The sequence below is a fragment of the Pseudomonas sp. NPDC087336 genome (genome assembly GCF_044744285.1).
Taxonomy (GTDB): domain Bacteria; phylum Pseudomonadota; class Gammaproteobacteria; order Pseudomonadales; family Pseudomonadaceae; genus Aquipseudomonas.
Window position 1 is genome coordinate 24,274 of sequence record NZ_JBIUYA010000032.1, and the last position, 15,793, is coordinate 40,066.

Consider the following 15,793-nt stretch of genomic DNA (forward strand, 5'->3'; position numbering starts at 1 on the left):
ACTGTTCTGTGCAAACACAATAATAAGGAGCACGCAGAATGAGACTGTCCCCCTGGCCCGCCTTGTCGCTCGCCATCGGCAGTTGCCTCGGGCAAATGGCCTATGCCGCCGCCGACAATGGATTCGTCGAAGGCAGCAGCCTGACCCTGACCAACCGTAACTTCTTTTTCTACCGCAACAACCTCAACAACCCTGGCGGCCAGAATTATCGGGATGAATGGGCCCACGGGATCATGCTCGATTACCGCTCCGGCTACACCCAGGGAACGGTGAGGTTCGGGGTCGATGCCTACGCGCAATTAGGCATCAAGCTCGACAGTGGCAAGGGACGCACGGGCACGGGTTTGCTGCCGGTCGACTCCGATGGTCGTCCCGAGGATGAGTACTCCGAAGCGGGCGGCGCGGTGAAGGCGCGGATATCGCAGACCGAACTCAAGTACGGCAACCTGACACCGCTCAACCCGGTGTTCGGCACCGGTAATGCGCGACTGTTCACCAGTGTTGCCACCGGTTTTCAGCTGACCAGCAATGAACTCAAGGCATTGCAACTGGACATCGGTCATTTCACTGCCGGCAACGACAGTAATTCGACCAATGCCAATGGTGCGCTGAAAGCGCTGTACGCTGGCGTGGAAACCCGCAGCGTCGACTATCTGGGCGGCAGTTACGCCCTGAGCGACCAACTGAGCGTCAGCCTGTACGGTTCGCAGTTCACCGATATCTGGCGGCAGTACTATGCCAACAGCAACTACACCTTTGCCCTGAGTGAAGGCCAGTCGCTGAACCTGGATTTCAACCTCTACCGCACCCACGACGATGGCCAGAGCCTGGCCGGCAAGATCGACAACACCAGCTGGTCGCTGGCCAGCGCGTACAAGTTCGGTGCCCATCGATTGACCCTGGCGTATCAGCAAGTCGATGGCGATGAGCCGTTCGATTACCTGGGTTTCGACCAGCAGCCAGGCACTTCGATTTTCCTCGCCAACTCGGTCCAGGTGCTCGACTTCAACGCCCCCAACGAACGCTCATGGCAGCTGCGTTATGACCTGGACATGGCGGCGTTCGGCGTGCCGGGCCTGAGCTTCATGTCGCGTTACGTCAGCGGTGACCATATCGACGACAGCCATTACGACGGTGGTCCCAACGGCGCCTATGGCCGCTACGGCGATGACGGCAAGCGCTGGGAACGCGACATCGAGGCGCGCTACGTCGTGCAGTCGGGCAAGGCGCGGGACCTGTCGGTGCGGGTGCGCCAGGCCAGTGTGCGTTCGACCGCGCAAGTGGCCCGGGCCGATACCACGGACAACAACGAAGTGCGCGTCATCATCGAATATCCACTGAGTATTTTCTGATCCGTGTCCTGCTGTGCGTGGCTGATCCCCACCGGTAAAAACCAAGACGTGCTCTTCAAGAAAGACAATATTCAGAGGACATAAAAATGACCGATAACACCGGTTTTGAAACGATATCCAACCGTGAACAGGGCCTGCGGCGTCAGCTGACGTCCGGGCAAATGAGCATGATCGCCATTGGTGGCGCGATCGGCACCGGGCTGTTCATGGGAAGTGCCTACGCCATCGGCTATGCCGGGCCGAGCGTGCTGCTCAGCTACGCCATCGGCGCGATCATCACGTTGTTGCTGATGGGCTGCCTGGCGGAAATGACCGTGGCCCATTCGACCTCCGGTTCGTTCGGTGCCTATGCCGAATTCTATGTCAGCCCGCTGGCCGGGTTCCTGGTGCGCTACGCGTATTGGGCGGCGATCGTGCTGGCGGTCGGTACGGAAGTGACGGCGGTGGCGATGTACATGAAGTACTGGTTTGCCAACGTGCCGGAGTGGGTATGGATCGTCTCGTTCTCCAGTGTGCTGATCGTGCTCAATGCGATCAGCGTGAAGACCTTTGGCACGTTCGAGTACTGGTTCTCGACCATCAAGATCGGCGCCATTGTCGGCTTCATCATTCTCGCGGTGTACGTGGTGTTCGGTTCCGGCAACCCGGAATACGGTGTACACAATTACACCGCCCACGGCGGTTTTTTCCCTAATGGCCTGCAAGGCATGTGGGTCGCGGTCATCGTGTCGATCTTCAGTTACCTGAGCGTGGAGATGATCGCCGTAGCCGCCGGTGAAGCGCAGGACCCGGAGCAAGCGGTGAAGAAGGCCTTTCGCGCGACCATCGTGCGCCTGGTGGTGTTCTATCTGCTGACCCTCGCACTGATGCTGGCGATCGTGCCGTGGGTCCAGGCAGGTCATGCGCAAAGCCCATTCGTCACGGTCATGCAAGCCATCGGCATTCCCGGCGCAACAGGGGTGATGAATTTCGTGATCCTGATCGCCGCGCTTTCGGCGATGAATAGCCAGTTGTACATCACCACGCGCATGATGTTCAGCCTGTCCCGTGGCGGTTACGCACCCAAGTCCATGGGCAAGCTGAGCAAGAGCGGGATCCCGCTGAATGCACTGTTGCTGTCGAGTTCGGGCATTGCCTTGGCGACGTTGCTCAACATCCTGTATCCGGAAAGTTCGTTCACCTTGATGATGGCGATCTCCATGTTCGGCGCCATCTTCACCTGGTTCATGATCTTCCTGACGCACTACTGTTTCCGTCGCTATCACCAGCGCCACGGCGAGCGAAAACTGTCGTTTCGCATGCGCCTGTTTCCTTACAGCACGTTGTTGGGGCTGGTGCTCATGGGCGCGGTGATGATCACCACCTACTTCACCGAAGCCTTCAAGATGACCCTGGTGTTCGGTGTGCCGTTCCTGTTGTTGCTGACCGTTGTCTACGGCGTGTTTTTCAGCAAGCTCAAACCGGCTTCACTCAGTGAGCAACGCCTCGAGCAGCGCTCTGGCATAACCGGGCAGGCCAGTGAATGATCGCGCGCACAGCAGCAGTTTTCGCTGCGCCCAGTCTTCCTTCAACGTGAAGCTTTTGAGCGGTTGATCCAGTGCCCGGCGCTGGATCGCCGCCAGCGGCACAATCGCCAGCCCGGCGCCGCGGGCAACCATGCGAATCACCCCGTCGAAACCCTCCGCACGGATGCGGATCTGCATGCGCATACCCGCGTGCAACGCCTGTTCTTCGAGGTACACCGCGAGTGCACTATCCGCGGCCAACCCCACGTAGTCGTGCTGCAAGGTATCGCTGAAAGTCGGCGGTTCGCCTCCGGCCAACGGATGCCCGGGCGGCATGATCAGCACCAGCGGGTCGTCGCGAAAGGGCAGGGTTTCGAGGGCGTGGGTGTCCACCGCGTCGGAGACGATGCCAAGGTCGGCGGCACCCTGGCGCAAGGCGTGGGTGATGCGCGTGCTGGGCAATTCCTGCAAGTCGATGTCGAGGTTGGGGTGCTCGCGCAGGAAGTCGGCGAGCAACTCCGGCAGGTATTCGGTGATGGCCGTGGTGTTGCACAACAACCGCACCTGGCCTTTGACGCCTTTGGCATATTCGGCCAGGTCCTGCTGCATGCGTTCGGCCTGTTGCAGCAGGACCCGGGCGTGTTGTGCGAGGGCTTTGCCGGCAGGCGTTGGGGTAACGCCGCGACGGCCGCGCTGCAGAAACTCAGTGCCGAGTGATGCTTCCATTGCACGGATTCGCGCGCTCGCGGCGGCCAGGGAAAGATGGCTACGCGCCGCGCCGGCGGTGATGTTGCCGGTGTCGAGGATGTTCAGGTAGAGGCGCAGGTCGGTCAGGTCGAAGTGCATGCAGTGTCCAGGAGATCGTTCCCACGCTCGGCGTGGGAATGCCTCACCGGACGCTCCGCGTCCGCTTTGGCATGTGACGCAGAGCGTCACGGGCTGCATTCCCACGCAGAGCGTGGGAACGATCATGCCTCTTGCTAATCAAGAGGCAGACTCAGTATATGGCAGATTTTCAACCCGCCAATCCGGGCTCACCATCAGCCCATGAATACCCTCGTCTCGTTCTACCAGAATCTCGGCCTGACCCTCTCATTGCTGGTCATCGCCACCTTCCTGCTGGCTGGCATGATCAAGGGCGTAATTGGCCTGGGCTTGCCGACCATCGCCATGGGCTTGCTCGGTCTGGCTATGGCGCCGTCACAGGCTGCCGCGCTGTTGATCATCCCCGCGACCCTGACGAACGTCTGGCAGCTGGCCTTCGGCGGGTATCTGCGCGGGTTGATCCTGCGGCTGTGGCCGATGCTGCTGGCCATTTTCATCGGCACCGGCGCGGGTACGCTGTGGATCGGCATGGTCGGTGGACACTGGGTGGTGCGCGGATTGGGCGCGGCGTTGTTGCTCTATGCGCTGAGTGGCTTGTTCTTGCCGACCTTGCGTGTAGGCGCGGGTAAGGAGCGCTGGCTAGGTCCGTTGTGCGGCGTGCTGACGGGAGTGATCACGTCGACCACGGGCGTGTTCGTGATTCCGGCAGTGCCTTACATGCAGGCGCTGGACTTGAGCAGGGACGAACTGGTGCAGGCGTTGGGCCTGTCGTTCACCGTCTCGACCCTCGCCCTCGCTGGCGGACTGCTATGGCGTGGCGCCCTCGGCGGTGGCGAGTTGAGTGCGTCGCTGTTGGCGCTGATCCCGGCGGTGCTCGGCATGTGGCTGGGGCAGTGGCTGCGCCAGCGGATCAGCGCCCTGTTGTTCAAGCGCGTATTTTTCATTGGCCTCGGGTTGCTCGGCGGCCATTTGTTAATCAGCGGCTAGCGGACGATGGGCTGATCATTTCGATGGCGCGGATCTCGAAATCCCGTTCCAGGTACTCGTCGCGCTGTTCGAGGAACTGCTTCATGTGCGGCAGGTTCGAGTGCACGTCGAGATGTGCCAGGGACTGCCAGATCTCGAAGAAGATAAACAGGGTAGGGTCCTGCTTGTCGCGCAGCATGTGGTACTCGATGCAGCCGGGTTCGGCGCGACTCGCGTCTACATAACCGCTGAAAAACGCTTCAAAGGCGTCGGATTTCTCCGGGCGGGTCTTGGCGTGCAGGATGAAGCCTTGCATTTCACTCATCAGAAAACACTCCTCAAGTCAGAATCGGCGCCAGTCTAAGGCAACAATCGCTTGTTGATTCGTGCGTTTGGGTCAAAAGAATTTTGCGAAATGAGCGCTTATTCCGCGCGAGGCAGATCGTTACTCTGCCGCCATCCAATTCCTGACCCCTCCCGAGACGTCCCATGAAAAAAGTCCTGTTGCTTAACGGCGGTAAAAAATTCGCCCACTCCGATGGCCGCTACAACACCACCTTGCATGAAGCCGCGCTGAGCGTGCTGGATCGCGGCGGTGTGGATGTCAAAGCCACCTTCATCGACGAGGGTTACGACGTCGCTGAAGAAGTCGCCAAATTCCTCTGGGCCGACGTGATCATCTATCAGATGCCCGGCTGGTGGATGGGCGCGCCATGGACCGTGAAGAAGTACATCGACGAAGTCTTCACCGAAGGGCACGGCAGCCTCTACGCCAGCGACGGCCGCACCCGCTCCGACGCTTCGCAGAAGTACGGCAGTGGCGGCCTGATCCAAGGCAAGCAATACATGCTGTCGCTGACCTGGAACGCGCCGCAGCAAGCCTTCGACGACCCAACCGACTTCTTCGAGGCCAAAGGCGTGGACGCGGTGTACTTCCCGTTCCACAAGGCCAACGAGTTCCTCGGCATGACCGCCTTGCCAACCTTCCTCTGCGTGGACGTGATGAAGCGCCCGAATATCGAGGCCGATGTGGCGCGTTATGAGCAGCACCTGAATGAGGTGTTTGGCCTGTCTGCGTAAGGTTCCATTTGCCCCGCATCCAGCTACTATCAAGCCAGTTTTTGAATGAGGGGCAGCTGTGAAAGCCAGATCCGATGAATTGCAGATTTTCGTCTGCGTGATTGAATGCGGGTCGATTTCCGCGGCCGCCGAGCAAGTCGGGCAAACGCCCTCGGCGGTCAGCCGTACGCTGTCGCGGCTGGAGGCCAAGCTCGATACCACGTTGATCAACCGCACAACACGGCGCATGGACCTGACCGAGGAGGGCAAGTATTTCTTCGAGCAGGCCAAGCTGATTCTCGATCAGATGGATCAACTCGAAGAGCGCTTGTCTTCGCGACAGCAAACGCCGTCCGGGCGTTTGCGCATCAATGCCGCGTCGCCGTTCATGCTGCACGCCATCGTGCCCTACATCGATGAGTTCCGAAGGCTGTATCCGGATATACAACTCGAACTCAACAGCAACGACCTGATCATCGACCTGCTGGAGCAAAGCACCGACATCGCCATCCGCATCGGCACACTGGCCGACTCGACGCTGCACGCCCGCTCCCTGGGCTGCAGTCCGCTGCACATCGTCGCAAGCCCGGCCTACCTGGAAAAACACGGCACACCGACCGCCGTGGCGGACCTGGCCGAACACACCCTGCTGGGATTCACCCAGAACGAAGGTCTCAACCAATGGCCGCTGCGCTACGTGCATGGGGATCGCTGGCCGATCCAGGCGTCGCTCAGCGCTTCCAGCGGTGAAACCATCCGCCATCTGGCGCTGGAAGGCCAGGGCATCGCCAGCCTGTCGCATTACATGACCATCGAAGACATTCGTGCCGGACGGTTGAAGGTGTTGCTGGGCGAATTCAACAGCGGCTATCGCCAGCCGATCAACGCGGTGTACTACCGCAACTCGCAACTGGCCTTGCGCATCCAGTGCTTTCTCGACTTCATCCAGAGCAAATTGGCGGTTTACGCCTCTACGGATTTCAGCGGCTGATTCGTGATTCCTGCGCAAGAGTGAATTGGGTCAGCAGGGATTTTTCGTCAGGAACCTACCGTGGACAAGGCCGCACGCGTGGCCATCGATAACCTGATCCTTATCCTTGCCGCGTCCAAGGATGGCGTGAACTCGGCAGTCATCTGCAACACGCTGATCTACGGCCACAGCCTGGGCGTCAAGCGCGACAGCGTGCAGTTGCCGCGCTTGCTCAAACAGGCGCGCAAAAGCATCGTGGTCCGGCATGTCGGGACCGGGCAGAACATCTGGTCCAACGTGCACATCGAAGACGTAGTGTCGCTGTACCTGCTGGCGCTGACCAGGACCACGGCAATCGCCGAGGCGTTGAACCTGGGCAAGCCGCAAGACTGGCCGTTGAAGGATGCCGAAGCCGAGTGGGGTTATGAAATGGCCAACTATGGCCTGGGCTCCAATAGCCGGGTTCGCGGCAAGCATGCGCGGGAATTGCTGGGCTGGGTGCCCAAGCGTAGGTCGGTGCTGGAGTGGATTCGCAACGAGATGGTGTGAGTTTGCTTTAGACCGCGTCATCGTTCATCGCGGGCAAGCCACGCTCCCACAGGTTTTGTGTCGTTCAATAATTGTGTGAACGGCACAACCCCTGTGGGAGCGGGCTTGCCCGCGATGGCGTTTTCAAAGTCTCTACAACTGGCCGGGCCGCCCCCGATTCCGTAACATCCGCACACTCCTTCTGCGACTCCCTGCATGCGGTCCCCCATGAAACCAAAACATCTACGCGCCGATGCCCTCGCCGGCCTCACGACGTCTTTCGCCCTGTTACCCGAATGCATTGCCTTCGCGCTGGTGGCTCATCTCAATCCGCTGATGGGGCTGTATGGTGCGTTCATCATTTGCACCCTGACCGCGCTGTTCGGTGGTCGGCCGGGCATGGTGTCCGGTGCTGCCGGGTCGATGGCGGTGGTGATCGTCGCGCTGGTGGTGCAGCACGGCGTGCAGTACTTGCTGGCGACGGTGCTGCTGGGCGGGTTGATCATGTCGACGTTCGGGCTGCTGCGACTGGGCAAGCTGGTGCGGATGGTGCCGCACCCGGTGATGCTGGGGTTCGTCAACGGCCTGGCAATCGTCATTGCCCTGGCGCAGCTTGAGCACTTCAAGAGTGGTGAGACCTGGCTGAGCGGCACGCCGTTGTACTACATGATCGGGTTGGTGGCGGTGACGATGGCGGTTGTCTATGTGCTGCCGCGCCTGACCCGCGCGGTGCCGCCGGCATTGGTGGCGATCCTGGGGGTGGGGCTGGCGGTTTACCTGCTCGGCCTGCCAACCCGCACCCTGGGCGACATGGCACATATCGCCGGCGGCTTGCCGACGTTTGCCTTGCCAGACATTCCCTGGACCCTGGAAACCCTGCACATCATCGCGCCCTACGCGATCCTGATGGCGATGGTCGGTCTGCTGGAGACGTTGCTGACCCTGAACCTCACCGACGAATTCACCGAGAGCCGCGGCTACCCCGATCGCGAGTGCGTGGCGCTGGGCGCGGCCAACGTGGTGTCCGGTCTGTTCGGTGGCATGGGCGGTTGCGCGATGATCGGCCAGACCGTGATCAACTTGAGTTCCGGGGGACGCGGCCGGCTGTCCGGTGTGGTCGCCGGGGTGTCGATTCTGCTGTTCATCCTGTTCCTTTCGCCGCTGATCGAACGTATTCCGTTGGCGGCGTTGGTGGGGGTGATGTTCGTGGTCTCGCAGCAGACTTTCGCCTGGGCTTCGCTGCGGGTGCTGAACAAGGTGCCGTTGAACGATGTGCTGGTGATCATCGCGGTGACGGTGATCACGGTGTTCACCGACCTGGCCACGGCGGTGTTGTGCGGCATCATCATTGCGGCGCTGAATTTCGCCTGGCAGCAGGCTCGGCAGCTGTACGCCGACAGTCATCTGGAAAACGACGGCAGCAAGCTTTACCGCGTGCACGGCACGCTGTTCTTCGCCTCGACGACCCCTTTCCTCAACCAATTCGACCCGGCCAACGACCCGGCGCAGGTGACCCTCGATTGTCATCACCTGAGCTTCGTCGACTACTCGGCCATAGCCGCGCTGGACACCCTGCGTGAGCGCTACAGCAAGGCAGGTAAGCACCTGCGAGTGCTGGGGCTGTCCGAGCGCTGCAAGAAACTGCTCAAGCGTGCCCGGGTGCAACACGACTGAGATCACCTGCCTGATGATCGTTCCCACGCTCTGCGTGGGAATGCCTCCACGGACGCTCCGCGTTCGGCTTTTGAAGGGACGCGGAGCGTCCCGGGCTGCATTCCCACGCAGAGCGTGGGAACGATCCGTGGTCATGAAAATCCGCCTGCCTGATTTTCATTAATCGCGACACGACATATCCCTGAGCGACATCCCTTACCTCTGCACGAAAATTACTTTCACCTCGTTTGAAAATATCGCCTCGAAATGTTTTAAGAGTTTCACAAAACTTTCGACGTGACCCTCTCGAGGAGTACCGCATGACCCCGTCCTTCGGCTATTGGCTGCTGGTGTATGCCGCTGTCGCCATCATCGCGCTGATCGTGCTGATCGCCCGTTACCGGCTTAATCCGTTCATTGTCATCACCCTGATCTCCATCGGCCTGGCGCTGGTGGCGGGCATGCCGCCGTCCGGCGTGGTCGGGGCGTATGAGGCGGGTGTCGGCAAGACCTTGGGGCATATCGCCCTGGTGGTAGCGCTGGGCACCATGCTCGGCAAGATGATGGCCGAGTCCGGCGGCGCCGAGCAGGTGGCGCGCACCTTGATCGACCGCTTCGGCGAACGGAACGCGCATTGGGCGATGGTCTGCATCGCCTTCCTGGTGGGGCTGCCGTTGTTCTTCGAAGTCGGTTTCGTATTGCTGGTGCCAATCGCGTTCACCGTGGCGCGGCGGGTCGGCGTGTCGATCCTGATGGTCGGCTTGCCGATGGTCGCCGGCCTGTCGGTGGTGCATGCGCTGGTGCCACCGCACCCGGCGGCGATGCTGGCGGTGCAGGTGTATCAGGCGTCGGTGGGGCAGACCTTGCTCTATGCGATTGCGATCGGTATTCCCACGGCGATCATCGCCGGGCCCTTGTACGCCAAGTTCATCGTGCCGCGCATCCAGTTGCCGGCGGAAAACCCACTGGAGCGGCAGTTCCTCGAGCGTGAACCGCGCGACAGCCTGCCGAGTTTCGGCCTGACCATGACAACCATCCTGTTGCCGGTGGTGCTGATGCTGATCGGCGGCTGGGCCAACCTGATTTCCACCCCGGGCACGGGTCTTAACCAGTTCCTGCTGTTCATCGGTAACTCGGTCATCGCGCTGCTGCTGGCAACGTTGCTGAGCTTCTGGACCCTCGGCCTGGCCCAGGGCTTCAATCGCGAGTCGATCCTCAAGTTCACCAACGAATGCCTGGCGCCGACCGCCAGCATCACCTTGCTGGTAGGCGCCGGCGGCGGCCTGAACCGGATCCTGGTGGACGCCGGCATCACCGACCAGATCGTCGGCCTGGCCAACGAATTTCACTTGTCGCCGTTGCTGATGGGCTGGTTGTTTGCCGCATTGATGCGCATCGCCACCGGCTCCGCCACCGTGGCCATGACCACCGCCTCGGGCGTGGTCGCGCCCGTGGCCATCGCGATGGGGTATCCGCATCCGGAGTTGCTGGTGCTGGCGACGGGGGCGGGCTCGGTGATTTTTTCCCACGTCAACGACGGCGGCTTCTGGCTGATCAAGGAATACTTCAATATGACGGTGACCCAGACCTTCAAGACCTGGACGGTGCTGGAGACCCTGATCTCGCTCGTCGCCTTCGGCCTGACCGTGGGCCTTTCCTACCTGATTTAACCGGAGCCGCCTGCCATGGACATCCTCTACCAGATCCGCGCCCGCCAGGATTCCTTCAGCGCCGGGGAAGGACGCATCGCGCGCCTGATGCTCGACGATGTGGGGTTTGCCGCCTCTGCAAGCCTGGATGAGCTGGCGCTACGCGCAGAGGTCAGCACTGCCACGCTGTCGCGTTTTGCCCGTACGGTCGGCTGCAAGGATCTGCGCGACCTGCGTTTGCAACTGGCCCAGGCCAGCGGCGTCGGCAGCCGTTTTCTCGACCCGGCGGGCATGCCGGATCAGTCGGCGTTCTACGGGCAGATTGTCGGCGACATCGAATCGACCCTGCGCCAGCACCTGTCGGCCTTCGACGAGTCGCGGTTCGCCGATGCGGTGAAACTGCTGGGCAAGGCGCGGATGATTCACGCCTTCGGCATGGGCGGGTGCTCGACCTTGTGCAGCGATGAGTTACAGGTGCGCCTGGTGCGCCTTGGCTACCCGATCGCGGTCTGTCACGACGCGGTGATGATGCGGATCACGGCGGCCAGTCTCAGCGCCGATCAGGTGGTCATCGTCTGTTCACTGACCGGCATCACCCCCGAGCTGCTGGAAACCGTGGAGCTGGCCCGCAGCTACGGCGCGCCCATCCTGGCCATTACCCGAGGCGATTCGCCGCTGGCGCAACTGGCCGATATCGTGCTGCCGCTGCAAAGCGCCGAGACCTCGTTCATCTACAAACCGACAGCGGCACGCTACGGCATGCTGTTGGCCATCGATGTGCTTGCCACCGAGCTGGCACTGGCCAATCCTCAAGACAATCAAGAGCGCCTGCGGCGGATAAAACTCGCCCTGGACGATTACCGCGGTGGCGACGATCACTTGCCGCTGGGAGACTGACATGATGTACGACACGCTGATTCGCAATGCCCTGGTCATCGACGGCAGCAACAGCCCTGGCTACCTGGCCGACGTGGCAATCGTCAATGGACGCATCGAGCGCATCGGCGACTTGCAGGATGCCCGTGCCAGCGAAGAAATCGACGCTGCCGGCCGTGTGCTGGCGCCCGGCTTCATCGATGTGCACACCCACGACGACACGGTGGTGATCCGTCAGCCGCAGATGCTGCCCAAGCTCAGCCAGGGCGTGACCACGGTGATCGTCGGCAACTGCGGGATCAGCGCCTCGCCGGTGAGCCTGCGCGGCGATCCGCCGGACCCGATGAACCTGCTCGGCAGCGCTGCGGCGTTTGTTTATCCGAAGTTCAGTGATTACCGCGCGGCGGTCGAGGCGGCGAACACCACGCTGAACGTCGCCGCGCTGGTGGGCCACACCGCGTTGCGCAGCAACCACCTCGACGACCTGTTTCGCACCGCTACGCCCGATGAAATTGCCGCGATGCGCGAGCAGCTGCGCGAAAGTCTCGAGGCCGGCGCCCTGGGCTTGTCCACCGGCCTTGCCTACGCCAGTGCGTTCTCGGCATCCACCGAGGAAGTGATGCAACTGACCGAAGAGCTGACGGCGTTCGGCGCGGTCTATACCACCCATTTACGCAGCGAATTCGAGCCGGTACTGGAAGCCATGGACGAGGCGTTCCAGATCGGCCGCCATGCGCAATCCCCGGTGATCATTTCCCACCTCAAATGCGCCGGCGCCGGTAACTGGGGACGTAGCCCGCAGCTGCTGGCGTCCCTCGAACAGGCGGCGAAATCCCACCCGGTGGGCTGCGATTGCTATCCGTATGCCGCCAGTTCCTCGACCCTGGACCTCAAGCAAGTCACCGATGCCCACCGCATTACCATCACCTGGTCAACGCCGCACCCGCAGATGGGCGGGCGCGACCTGATGGATATCGCCGCCGAGTGGAACCAGTCCTTGCTCGATGCCGCCCGCCAGTTGCAACCGGCCGGCGCGGTGTACTACGGGATGGACGAAGCCGATGTGCGACGGATTCTGGCGCACCCGTTGACGATGGTCGGTTCCGATGGCCTGCCGGAAGATCCGTTTCCCCATCCACGCTTGTGGGGCGCCTTCCCGCGGGTGCTCGGTCACTTCAGCCGTGACGTAGGCCTGTTTCCCCTGCACACCGCCGTGCACAAGATGACCGGTTTGTCGGCCGCGCGATTCGGCCTCAAGCAAAGGGGCGAGATCCGTGAAGGCCATTGGGCCGACCTGGTGCTGTTCGACCCGGCAACGATTCGCGATGTCGCCGATTTCAACGACCCGCAACGGGCGGCCGAAGGCATCGATGGCGTGTGGGTCAATGGAGTGTTGAGCTATCAGGACGGTCAGGCGAACGGGCGCAGGGAAGGGCGGTTCCTGGCGCGGGAAGGGGATTTGCGTGCGGGATTCTTGTGACATTGGTGTTTACCAAATACCTGATTCCGTTGGGCGTCTTAATGGGTTTTAGCGGGACATGATGTGCTAGTCTGAAATCAATGATTTCATTGATTGCGGGAGGCGTCATGGCCAGTATCACGATTCGAAATCTCGACGATCAGATCAAGGAGCAGTTGCGAATTGCGGCTGCTCATAACGGGCATTCGATGGAAGAGGAAGCTCGCCTTATCCTGGGTAGGGCATTGGCTACCGTTGATCGTGCGGGAGGGCTAGGCAGCAGAATCCGCAACAGATTTGGTGTGTGCGGTGGAGTTGACCTGGATCTGCCCGTACGGCAGGAGAAAGCAACCGCGGTGGATTTCTCCGAATGATAGTGCTTGATACCAATGTGCTTTCGGAGTTTATGCGGGTTGAGCCTGACGCTCAGGTTCTGGCCTGGGTAGATGCACAACCTGCCATGGAACTGGCCATTGCTGCCATTACCGTGGCGGAAATTCTCCATGGCCTCGCCCGTCTCCCGTCCGGCAAGCGCAAACAAAAGCTTGAAGCCCATGCGATCGCGATGTTTGAAGAGGACTTCGCCGCGAGGATATTGCCTTTTGATGTGCATGCCGCCGTTGAGTACGCGACGTTGGTGGCGGGTTGTGAAGCCAAGGGGCGGTCTGTGTCGATGGCTGATGCGCAGATTGCCGCCGTCTGCCGAGTTCACGGAGCACCGATTGCCACCCGCAATGTTCGTGATTTCGAGTTTTCCGGGCTGGAAGTAATCAACCCGTGGCAAGCCTGAGTGCCTTCATTGACAGCTGGATCGCCTTCGCGAGCAGGCTAGCTCCACAGGATGCTCATTGAACCTGTGGAAGCGAGCCTGCTCGCGAATGGATCTTTCATTCACCGCGCAGTGAACGTCAGACGCGGAAGTGGCTGACCATCATCTGCAACTGATTCCCCAGCCGCGCCAGTTCCACGCTGGACTTGGCCGTCTCATCGCTGGCCGCCGCGGTCTGTTCCGACACGTCGCGCACGTTGATGATGCTGCGGCTGATCTCTTCGGCCACCGCGCTTTGCTGTTCGGCCGCGGCGGCGATCTGCTGGTTCATCGACTGGATGTTGGACACCGTGCGGGTGATGTTTTCCAGTGAGGTGCCGGCCTCGCGGGTCAGGGCCACGCTACTGTCGGTCAGGGTGCGGCTGTTGTTCATCACGGTCGCCACTTGCTGGGTGCCGTTCTGCAGGGCGGCCACCAGGCCTTCGATCTCCTCGGTGGATTTCTGCGTGCGTTGCGCCAGGCCCCGCACTTCGTCGGCCACCACGGCAAAACCGCGTCCGGCTTCACCAGCGCGTGCCGCTTCAATGGCGGCGTTGAGCGCCAGCAGGTTGGTCTGTTCGGCCACGGCCTTGATCACGTCCATGACGCTGCCGATCTTGTCGCTTTCCTGTTGCAGCAGGCCCATGGCTTCGGTGGAGCGCGCCACCTCGCTGGCCAGGCGTTCGATCTGGGTGATGGCTTCACCGACAACCTTGTCCCCTTCGCGTGCTTCACCATCCGCCGCGGCGGCGGCCTGGGAGGCTTGCTCGGCATTGCGCGCGACTTCCTGCACAGTGGCGGTCATCTCGTGCATGGCGGTGGCGACCTGGTCGGTCTCGACCTTCTGGCTGTTGACCCCGGCGCTGGTTTGCTCGGTCACGGCCGACAGTTCTTCGGCCGCGCTGGCGATCTGGGTGACGCCGTCGCGGATACCGCTGATCAGGTCGCGCAGGGTCACGCCCATGCGCGCGATGCCTTGTTGCAACACACCCAGCTCATCGCGGCGCGTCACCCTGACGTCCTGGGACAGGTCGCCGCTGGCGATGCGATCGACCACGGCCAGGGTCTCGCGCAAGGGGCCTGTGATCTGCCGGGTAATGATGACGGCGGCAATAATGCCCACCAACAAGGCCAGCAGGGTGCTGATCAGTTGCAGGGTACGTGCCTGGGCGCTTTCGGCGTCACGACGGTCGAGCTGGATCTGATACAGCTGCTCGCTGAGGCTCACGATGGCCGCGCCCTGGTCGGTCATTTCCTTGCGCGCCTGCACGGCATCGCTGTTCGCGGCTTTGTAAGCCTGCAAGGCGCTGCGGTAGTTGCCCAGCGCAGTCTCCAGTTGACGCAGGGCGTCGGGCTGGATGTCGGTGAGGTGCACGTTGAGCTGTTTCAGGCTGGCAATGGCGGTGTCCAGTTGGGCGACGGCTTTTTGCTCGGTTTCGGCATTGGTGGTCGCGGTGTAGCCACGCACTTCGTAGCGAGCCTGCAAGAACGCTTGTTTGGCGGCGGTGATGGCCTGGAACTGTTCGAAGCGCTGGTCACTCGGTGGCAGTTGTTGCACGCGGCTGTTCAGATCGTCGATCAGCGTGCTGGCCGTTTCGGCGTTGGCGCCCATGACGTCGCGTACACGGTTGCCGGTGCGATAGGCGTCACGCATCTTGGCCAGGGACGTCTTGTAGGCGTCGATGACAGCGCCTTGCTCTTTGAGCAATTTGATGTTTTCCGGGCTCTTGAACTTCGCCAGCAAGGCTTGTTGCTGATCGGAAAAGGCCTGCAGCGTGGTCTGGACATTCTGCGCGGTGGCTTCGTCGCCGTTGGTCAGCATGTACTGCAGGCGCACCACGCGCAGCTTGGTCAGGCCGGCGTTGAGCTGGGTGATGTCGCTCATCCAGTTGCTGCGGTCGATCAAACTGCCCAGGCTGGTCCAGCCGGTCAAGGCGAGGACGCAGGTCAGGGCCAGGACCAGGCCGAAGCCCAGGCCCAGTTTCAGGTTCACGCTGATGTTGCCGAACCAGCTATTCATCAAAATTCCTCCAGGAACGTGTGTTTCTTGATCGTCGGTTGGCTGGAAGATTGTTGTTTTTAGGCGCCAGCAAGGGTGGGTTGCAGGTTTGTATCGGCAGCAATCGCGAGAGCTGAAAGGATT

General features: G+C 61.4%; 14 protein-coding genes and 2 pseudogenes. 12 read left to right on the top strand and 4 right to left on the bottom strand.

The window, feature by feature from the left end; all coding sequences use genetic code 11:
* The first annotated feature begins 38 nt into the window (after window positions 1-38).
* Both ACIO0C_RS25525 and ACIO0C_RS25530 read left to right on the top strand, forming a co-directional pair.
* Entirely contained in the window at window positions 39-1,352 is a 1,314-nt protein-coding gene (locus ACIO0C_RS25525; protein WP_401316234.1) for an OprD family porin, read from the top strand.
* 86 nt (window positions 1,353-1,438) lie between these two features.
* A complete protein-coding gene (locus ACIO0C_RS25530) occupies window positions 1,439-2,878 on the top strand; it encodes an amino acid permease (RefSeq protein WP_401316237.1) in 1,440 nt (479 codons plus the stop codon).
* Here ACIO0C_RS25530 and ACIO0C_RS25535 read toward each other — a convergent pair.
* Window positions 2,819-3,703 (bottom strand): LysR substrate-binding domain-containing protein, encoded by an 885-nt coding sequence (locus ACIO0C_RS25535; protein ID WP_401316240.1) that lies wholly within the window; start codon window positions 3,701-3,703, stop codon window positions 2,819-2,821. The genes ACIO0C_RS25530 and ACIO0C_RS25535 overlap by 60 nt on opposite strands.
* 201 nt (window positions 3,704-3,904) lie before the next feature.
* On the opposite strand from ACIO0C_RS25535, the gene ACIO0C_RS25540 reads away from it, so the two are divergent.
* The gene (locus ACIO0C_RS25540; RefSeq protein WP_401316243.1) at window positions 3,905-4,669 is read left to right on the top strand and encodes a sulfite exporter TauE/SafE family protein; all 765 of its coding nucleotides are present in this window, start codon (window positions 3,905-3,907) and stop codon (window positions 4,667-4,669) included.
* Here ACIO0C_RS25540 and ACIO0C_RS25545 read toward each other — a convergent pair.
* The gene (locus ACIO0C_RS25545; protein WP_401316245.1) at window positions 4,659-4,973 is read right to left on the bottom strand and encodes a putative quinol monooxygenase; all 315 of its coding nucleotides are present in this window, start codon (window positions 4,971-4,973) and stop codon (window positions 4,659-4,661) included. The two genes, ACIO0C_RS25540 and ACIO0C_RS25545, sit on opposite strands and share 11 nt — an antisense overlap.
* A gap of 164 nt (window positions 4,974-5,137) precedes the next feature.
* Between ACIO0C_RS25545 and ACIO0C_RS25550 the strand changes: the two genes are divergently transcribed.
* The 9 genes and pseudogenes from ACIO0C_RS25550 (at window position 5,138) to ACIO0C_RS25590 (ending at window position 13,632) form a co-directional block, all read left to right on the top strand.
* Window positions 5,138-5,728, top strand: a complete 591-nt coding sequence (locus tag ACIO0C_RS25550) for an NAD(P)H-dependent oxidoreductase (RefSeq protein ID WP_401316248.1) — start codon at window positions 5,138-5,140, stop codon at window positions 5,726-5,728.
* Between the two features lie 58 nt (window positions 5,729-5,786).
* Window positions 5,787-6,698 (top strand): LysR family transcriptional regulator, encoded by a 912-nt coding sequence (locus ACIO0C_RS25555; protein WP_401316251.1) that lies wholly within the window; start codon window positions 5,787-5,789, stop codon window positions 6,696-6,698.
* Window positions 6,699-6,749: 51 nt separating this feature from the next.
* Window positions 6,750-7,226, top strand: a pseudogene (locus ACIO0C_RS25560) (NAD-dependent epimerase/dehydratase family protein); the annotation flags it as partial.
* A 207-nt stretch (window positions 7,227-7,433) separates the two neighbouring features.
* Entirely contained in the window at window positions 7,434-8,879 is a 1,446-nt protein-coding gene (locus ACIO0C_RS25565; protein ID WP_401316254.1) for a SulP family inorganic anion transporter, read from the top strand.
* 299 nt (window positions 8,880-9,178) lie between these two features.
* Window positions 9,179-10,528 carry a gluconate:H+ symporter gene (locus ACIO0C_RS25570; RefSeq protein ID WP_401316256.1) on the top strand — a complete coding sequence of 450 codons (1,350 nt, stop codon included), beginning with the start codon at window positions 9,179-9,181 and terminating at the stop codon, window positions 10,526-10,528.
* A gap of 15 nt (window positions 10,529-10,543) precedes the next feature.
* On the top strand, window positions 10,544-11,404 hold the full coding sequence (locus ACIO0C_RS25575; protein ID WP_008055211.1) for a MurR/RpiR family transcriptional regulator: 861 nt from the start codon (window positions 10,544-10,546) through the stop codon (window positions 11,402-11,404).
* A gap of 1 nt (window position 11,405) precedes the next feature.
* On the top strand, window positions 11,406-12,863 hold the full coding sequence (locus ACIO0C_RS25580; protein ID WP_401316258.1) for an amidohydrolase family protein: 1,458 nt from the start codon (window positions 11,406-11,408) through the stop codon (window positions 12,861-12,863).
* Between the two features lie 107 nt (window positions 12,864-12,970).
* A complete protein-coding gene (locus tag ACIO0C_RS25585) occupies window positions 12,971-13,216 on the top strand; it encodes a FitA-like ribbon-helix-helix domain-containing protein (protein WP_401316261.1) in 246 nt (81 codons plus the stop codon).
* Complete coding sequence (locus ACIO0C_RS25590; protein WP_401316262.1) at window positions 13,213-13,632, top strand: type II toxin-antitoxin system VapC family toxin; 420 nt, start codon at window positions 13,213-13,215, stop codon at window positions 13,630-13,632. Before ACIO0C_RS25585 ends, ACIO0C_RS25590 begins: the two co-directional genes overlap by 4 nt.
* 118 nt (window positions 13,633-13,750) lie before the next feature.
* Here the strand turns inward: ACIO0C_RS25590 and ACIO0C_RS25595 are convergent, their stop codons facing one another.
* Both ACIO0C_RS25595 and ACIO0C_RS25600 read right to left on the bottom strand, forming a co-directional pair.
* A complete protein-coding gene (locus ACIO0C_RS25595; RefSeq protein ID WP_401316333.1) occupies window positions 13,751-14,614 on the bottom strand; it encodes a methyl-accepting chemotaxis protein in 864 nt (287 codons plus the stop codon).
* A pseudogene (locus tag ACIO0C_RS25600) lies at window positions 14,609-15,670 on the bottom strand (methyl-accepting chemotaxis protein); the annotation flags it as partial. The pseudogene ACIO0C_RS25600 and the gene ACIO0C_RS25595, both read right to left, overlap by 6 nt.
* Between the last annotated feature and the right edge of the window lie 123 nt (window positions 15,671-15,793).

What these genes read in the sequence shown, in the direction of transcription:
- ACIO0C_RS25525 (WP_401316234.1), top strand. Translation starts at nt 39, where the DNA reads ATGAGACTGTCCCCCTGGCCCGCCTTGTCGCTCGCCATCGGCAGTTGC.
- ACIO0C_RS25530 (WP_401316237.1), top strand. Translation starts at nt 1,439, where the DNA reads ATGACCGATAACACCGGTTTTGAAACGATATCCAACCGTGAACAGGGC.
- ACIO0C_RS25535 (WP_401316240.1), bottom strand. Translation starts at nt 3,703, where the DNA reads ATGCACTTCGACCTGACCGACCTGCGCCTCTACCTGAACATCCTCGAC.
- ACIO0C_RS25540 (WP_401316243.1), top strand. Translation starts at nt 3,905, where the DNA reads ATGAATACCCTCGTCTCGTTCTACCAGAATCTCGGCCTGACCCTCTCA.
- ACIO0C_RS25545 (WP_401316245.1), bottom strand. Translation starts at nt 4,973, where the DNA reads ATGAGTGAAATGCAAGGCTTCATCCTGCACGCCAAGACCCGCCCGGAG.
- ACIO0C_RS25550 (WP_401316248.1), top strand. Translation starts at nt 5,138, where the DNA reads ATGAAAAAAGTCCTGTTGCTTAACGGCGGTAAAAAATTCGCCCACTCC.
- ACIO0C_RS25565 (WP_401316254.1), top strand. Translation starts at nt 7,434, where the DNA reads ATGAAACCAAAACATCTACGCGCCGATGCCCTCGCCGGCCTCACGACG.
- ACIO0C_RS25570 (WP_401316256.1), top strand. Translation starts at nt 9,179, where the DNA reads ATGACCCCGTCCTTCGGCTATTGGCTGCTGGTGTATGCCGCTGTCGCC.
- ACIO0C_RS25575 (WP_008055211.1), top strand. Translation starts at nt 10,544, where the DNA reads ATGGACATCCTCTACCAGATCCGCGCCCGCCAGGATTCCTTCAGCGCC.
- ACIO0C_RS25580 (WP_401316258.1), top strand. Translation starts at nt 11,406, where the DNA reads ATGATGTACGACACGCTGATTCGCAATGCCCTGGTCATCGACGGCAGC.
- ACIO0C_RS25585 (WP_401316261.1), top strand. Translation starts at nt 12,971, where the DNA reads ATGGCCAGTATCACGATTCGAAATCTCGACGATCAGATCAAGGAGCAG.
- ACIO0C_RS25590 (WP_401316262.1), top strand. Translation starts at nt 13,213, where the DNA reads ATGATAGTGCTTGATACCAATGTGCTTTCGGAGTTTATGCGGGTTGAG.
- ACIO0C_RS25595 (WP_401316333.1), bottom strand. Translation starts at nt 14,614, where the DNA reads ATGGGCGTGACCCTGCGCGACCTGATCAGCGGTATCCGCGACGGCGTC.